This window comes from Actinocrinis sp. (assembly GCF_035653575.1).
In the GTDB taxonomy this organism is placed as follows: domain Bacteria; phylum Actinomycetota; class Actinomycetes; order Streptomycetales; family Catenulisporaceae; genus Actinocrinis.
Genome location: NZ_DASRBQ010000133.1, coordinates 1 through 5,173, shown reverse-complemented (window position 1 = coordinate 5,173; position 5,173 = coordinate 1). Strand labels below are relative to the sequence as shown.

Below are 5,173 nucleotides of genomic sequence, written 5' to 3'. Positions count from 1 at the left end.
TTGCCGAAGCCGAGGCGGTAGGACCAGGTGGCGAAGGTGGTGGAGGAGTCGACCGGGCCGCCCCGCGTCATGATCCAGATGATGTCGAAGACCTTGAGGGTGTAGATCAGTCCGAGCAGCAGCGTGATCGCGGAGACCGGGCGCAGCAGCGGGAAGGTGATGCGGCGGAAGCGCTGCCAGGCATTGACGCCGTCGAGGGCGGCTGCCTCGTAGAGGGTGGCGGGGATCGACTGCAGGCCACTGTAGAGCAGCACCAGGTTGAACGGGATCCCGATCCAGATGTTCGCGATGATCACCGAGGCGAGGGACCAGTGCGGGGAGGTGAGCCAGTCCACCGGGCCGAGGCCCAGCAGGTGCAGGCCGTAGTTGACCACCCCGGAGTCGGAGTTGAGCATCCAGGACCAGGTGGAGGCGGAGACGATCAGCGGCAGCAGCCAGGGCACCAGGAACAGCGCCCGCAGCGTCGCCGAGAGCCGGAAATGCTGGTGAAAGAAGACTGCCAAAGCCATGCCGATGCAGAACTGGAAGGCCAGCGAGGCGGCTGTGAACACGAATGTGTGGATCAGCGCGGGCGCGAAGGTCGGGTCGCTGAACACCGTGCGGTAGTTCCCGAGCCCCGCGAACGGCGCACCACCGTGCACGAACGACATCACGGTGTAGTCGCGCAGGCTCAAGTCAAGGTTCTTGTACATCGGGTAGGCGTAGAACACCACGAGGTACGCGGTGACCGGGGCCAGGAATCCCCACGCGGCCCACTGGCTCGTGCGGATCGAGTGGCGCCGCCGGCGCCCGGGACGCGTCGCGCGTGCCGCGGGCGGGGCACCGGAACCCGGCGCCCCGCCACGGCCACGCACAGACCGGGCCACCGTCTGTGTCGTGTCGTTCATCGAAGAACTCTCACTCCGGCTTGGCTACTTGGTGGCCGAGGCGGCGGTGTTCTGCGCGGTTTGCAGCGCCCCGCTGGGACTGGCCGAGCCGGACAGCGCCGCCTGTACCGCGGTCCACAACGGCTGGGAGATCTTCGGGTACTTCGTCCCCAGGTTGTCGCTGGTGCGGCCCTTGGCGGCCTGGACCGCCTGGATCCACGGCACCAGGTCGCTGTCAGTGCTCTGCTTCTGCTGGACCGCCTGCGTCGCGCCGATGTAGCCGAGCGCCGTGTCCGTGGTGTAGGCGTTGTCCGCGCTGCTGAGGCAAGCGACCAGCTTCTCGCTGGTGGCGTAGCGCGCGGTGTCGCTCTGCACCGGCACGGTCACGAACTCGCCGCCGGTCGGCGCGGGAGCGGTGCCGCCGTTCATCGCCGGAATCGGGATGATGCCGTAGGGGAAGCCGGCCTTCTTCGCGTTGCTCAGCTGCCAGGTGCCGTTCTCCGCGAACCCGACCTGTCCGGTCGCGAACTCCTGCCAGCTGGTGGTCTGCGTGTCCTGCAGCGCCGAGTTGGGCGCGTAGCCGTCCTTGAGCCAGGTGGTCCACAGCGTCAGCGCATCAACAGCCTGCGGCGAGGCCAGGTTCGTCAGGTTCGCTCCGGCGCCCCAGAACCAGGGCAGGAACTGGAAGCTGCCCTCCTCGGTCCCGATCGCCGAGATCGAGATCCCCTTCTTCCCAGCGTTCTTGATCTTCGCCAGTGCCGCGTTCAGCGAGGCCCAGTCCTTCACGCTGGCCGGATCGACTCCTGCGGCCTGCAGCACGTTCTTGTTGTAGTACAGCGCGAGCGTGTTGGCGCCGATCGGGATCCCGTAGGTCTTGCCGTTCAGCTGCCCGGCGGCCAGCAGGTTCGGCTCCACCGCGCTGGTGTCCACCTTCGTGGTCGAGGTGTCGGTCAGCACCCCGGCCTCAGCCAGCGTCGAGACCACCGGATTGTCCACGATCAGCACATCCGGCGCCGTGCCCTGCTGCGCCGCAAGAAGCACCTTGCTCGTCAGATCCGTGGTGTCAAACCCGGTGCGCTTAACCGTGACGCCCGCCGACGTACCGCACTTCTGCAACAACTGCACCCACGCCGAGGAGTTGTCGTACTGGGGGTACGGGTCCCAGATCGTGTAAGTTCCCGAGGCGGCCGAGCCCGAGGAGCCCTTGCTCGATGAGGATGAACTGCACGCGGTGACGCTGGCGGTGAGCGCGACCGCCGCCAAGCCCGCAGCGGCCAGGCGCCGCCTGGACGGAACAGTCTTCATTGACTTTCTCTTCTCTTCCAAGAACTTGGGTCGCATAGAGCCGTGCACGTGGAGTCCTGCGCCGTGTCGCCGATCCGCCCGGACAGCCTGCCGGGATGGCCGCCGGGCGAGCCATCGAACCGGTTCGGCGAATCGGTTCGACTGAAGATAAACCCGCGCGCCGGGGCCGTCAATGCTTCCCGGCCACCGACAGGCAGTTCGCAGCTCAGCAGCCTCCTGCTCGCTACAAGTCAAGAAGGTCGTGGATGGCAGCCGGTCGCTGCTGTCCGAAGCGTCCGTTTGCTCGCCGGTCGCACAGGCCGTCGCTCGCCGCCGCATTGAAGACTGCCGTCGCCTTGCTACACTCAACCGAATCGGTTCGACTCGATGTGAGTGCTTCGAACCATTGGCGAGGAGTGCGATGAATATCGGTGAGATCGCCCGTCGCTCCGGCGTCTCGCGCAGCACGGTCTCGTACGCGCTCAGCGGCAAGCGCACCGTGTCAGAGGCGACGCGGCGGCGGATCCAAGAGGTCATCGAAGAGCTCGATTACCGCCCGAACGCGGCAGCCCGGGCCCTGAAGGAGGGCCGCACCCGCACTATCGGGCTGGTCATCCCGCCGGCCGGTGGTCGGCTGACGTACATGCAGCTGGAGTTCGTCGCCAGCGTGCTGGAGGCGGCGGCGCGTGTCGATCTCGACGTCCTGCTCTCGCCGTCCGGAGGCGATCACGACCGCTCGTTCGAGCGGATTGTCAGCGGCCGCCGCGTCGACGGAGTGATCGTCATGGAGATCCGCCTGGACGACCCGCGCGTCACCACGCTCCAGCGCGCGCGGATGCCCTTCGTGACGATCGGCCACACAGCGCAGGCGCACGAGGTGTGCTGGGTCGACGTCGACTACGCGACGCTGATCGGTCGTTGCGTGGACCACCTCGCGGATCTCGGGCATCGCGATATCGCGTTGATCAACCGCTCCGCCGAACTGCTCGCCGCGGGCTACGGCCCCGGCCACCGGGCACGCGACGGCTTCACGTCCGCCGTCGCGCGGCGCGGCCTGACCGGCGTCGAATACTGCTGCGCGGACGACGCGCCCTCGGGGGAGGCCTGCGTCGAGCGGATCACCGCCACCCACCCCGAGGTCACCGCCATCGCGACGATCAACGAGGCGGCGCTGCCCGGCGTGCAGCGGGCGCTGGAACGCGCCGGGCGGGAGATCCCCGCACGGTTCTCCATTGCCGGGGTCGCGGCCAGACATTGGGCCGAGGAGTTCCACCCGCAGCTGACCGCCGCCGACGTGCCCGCGTTGGAAATGGGGTCGATCGCGGTCGAGCTGCTCATCGAGCGCATCGCCGAACCCAACGCCGCCCCGAGGCACCGACTGCTCGCGCCGCCGATCTCCCTGCGCAACAGCACCGGACCGGCGCCCGCATACAAGCCCATCATCTGACAGGACGCTTAGTTGCCGCGCGCACGAACGAACGGACGGGCGGACGATGCGCGCCTTGATGGCGGTTACGTCCTGACGACCAGGTCGGTGGGGTCGGTGTTCGCGCCGCACAACACGACCGCGACGTGTTCACCATCGGCTGGCACATACGCGCCGGATAGCAGCGCCGCCAGCGCGGTGGCGCCTCCGTACTCGACGACGATGCGCCGCTGGTCCCAGAGCGCCTGGCGAGCTTGGGCGATTGCCTCGTCGCTGACCAGGACCGAGATCGCGCCGGTGATTCGGGCCAGGTCATAGGCCATCCGGGAGACGCGGCGCGCCCCGAGGGAATCCGCGGCGATCGAGTCGAGCGGCGTGTCGACTGGGCCGCCGGCCTCGATGGCGGCGTTCAGGGCCCTGCAATAGCGCGGTTCCACCGCCACGACCTTGATTCCGTGCCGCGCGGCGACGGCCGCGATACCGGAGAACAGTCCGCCGCCGCCGACCGCGACCATGATCGTGTCCACGCCGGGCTGCCGTTCAACGATCTCCGCGGCGAGGGTGCCGGCACCCGCGGCGATCAGGGGATGGTCATACGCGTGCGAGAGCAGCGCGCCGGTCTGTTGCGCGTAAGTGCGCGAGGCCTCAAGTGCGTGCGCGTACTCGCTGCCGACCAACTCCACGCGCGCGCCGTACGACCTGAGCTTGTCGACCTTGAACTTGGGAGCGGTGGTGGGCAGGAACACCGTGGCCGGGGTCCCCGTCGCCTTCGCGGCCCACGCGCAGGCCAGGCCGGCGTTGCCTCCCGATGCGATGACCACCCCGGCCTGCGGCATGGTGCCGGCGTCGCGGTGAAAGGCGGCCAGGTTCGCCGCTCCCCGTGCCTTGAAGCTGCCGGTGTGCTGCATGTACTCCAAGGCCAGGCTGATGCGCGCCGCACCGGCGATGCCCGGTTCGGCGTCGGCCAGCACGACTGGTCGGATCGCTGCGGCGATCCGGGCGGCGGCCGCTTCTACGTCGGCGGTGCTGATCGCGGCGGTGGGGGCGTTCATCGCGACTCGTTTCCCTGTTGATGGCATGCGTTTAGCCACCTAACCAGAGAGTCGCGTCACGGTTCACGCCATTACGTCGGCAGCCGGCAACGGGCAACTCGCGACTGACGGCGCAGCAAAGGCGGATCGATGGAGGCGGGGCCCTCCCCGTGTCAGAGCCGAGCGGGGGAGGGCCGCGCGGATGCAGCAGATGGCTGTTAAAGCGCTAGCTGCACGCTGTGCCGTTGAGGGTGAAGGTGCTGGGGTTGGTGTCGTTGGATGCCCAGGTGCCTTGGAAGCCGAACTGGACGTTGCCGCCGGGGGCGATGCTCGCGTTGTAGGAGACGTTGGTGGCCGTGGCGGCGCTGCCCGACTGGGTGACCGTGGCGTTCCAGGCGTTGGTGACCTTCTGGTCTCCGGGGAAGGTCCACTTGAGCGTCCAGCCGTTGATCGCGGTGGTGCCGGAGTTGGTCACCGTCACGTTCGCGGTGAACCCGCCAGACCACTCGTTCTTCACGTACGAGACCTGACACGTCCCGCCGGTGTTGCCCGGACTGATCGTCCAA

5 protein-coding genes are annotated in these 5,173 nt (G+C 68.2%); 1 reads left to right on the top strand and 4 read right to left on the bottom strand.

The annotated features are described in order from the left end of the window. Both VFA06_RS19040 and VFA06_RS19035 read right to left on the bottom strand, forming a co-directional pair. Window positions 1-887 (bottom strand): sugar ABC transporter permease (locus VFA06_RS19040; RefSeq protein WP_324841975.1); only part of this gene is annotated, 887 nt, incomplete at its 3' end. A 24-nt stretch (window positions 888-911) separates the two neighbouring features. Next, window positions 912-2,171 carry a sugar ABC transporter substrate-binding protein gene (locus tag VFA06_RS19035; protein ID WP_324841974.1) on the bottom strand — a complete coding sequence of 420 codons (1,260 nt, stop codon included), beginning with the start codon at window positions 2,169-2,171 and terminating at the stop codon, window positions 912-914. A 400-nt stretch (window positions 2,172-2,571) separates the two neighbouring features. On the opposite strand from VFA06_RS19035, the gene VFA06_RS19030 reads away from it, so the two are divergent. After that, window positions 2,572-3,597 carry a LacI family DNA-binding transcriptional regulator gene (locus tag VFA06_RS19030; RefSeq protein WP_324841973.1) on the top strand — a complete coding sequence of 342 codons (1,026 nt, stop codon included), beginning with the start codon at window positions 2,572-2,574 and terminating at the stop codon, window positions 3,595-3,597. Between the two features lie 65 nt (window positions 3,598-3,662). Here VFA06_RS19030 and VFA06_RS19025 read toward each other — a convergent pair whose 3' ends face one another. Then, the gene (locus VFA06_RS19025; protein WP_324841972.1) at window positions 3,663-4,628 is read right to left on the bottom strand and encodes a threonine/serine dehydratase; all 966 of its coding nucleotides are present in this window, start codon (window positions 4,626-4,628) and stop codon (window positions 3,663-3,665) included. Window positions 4,629-4,833: 205 nt separating this feature from the next. Next, on the bottom strand, window positions 4,834-5,173 hold a 340-nt coding region (locus VFA06_RS19020; protein WP_324841971.1), incomplete at its 5' end, for a cellulose binding domain-containing protein.

Excerpts from the sequence above, each read along its gene's own strand:
- VFA06_RS19030 (WP_324841973.1), top strand. The coding sequence starts at position 2,572 with ATGAATATCGGTGAGATCGCCCGTCGCTCCGGCGTCTCGCGCAGCACG.
- VFA06_RS19025 (WP_324841972.1), bottom strand. The coding sequence starts at position 4,628 with ATGAACGCCCCCACCGCCGCGATCAGCACCGCCGACGTAGAAGCGGCC.
- VFA06_RS19035 (WP_324841974.1), bottom strand. The coding sequence starts at position 2,171 with ATGAAGACTGTTCCGTCCAGGCGGCGCCTGGCCGCTGCGGGCTTGGCG.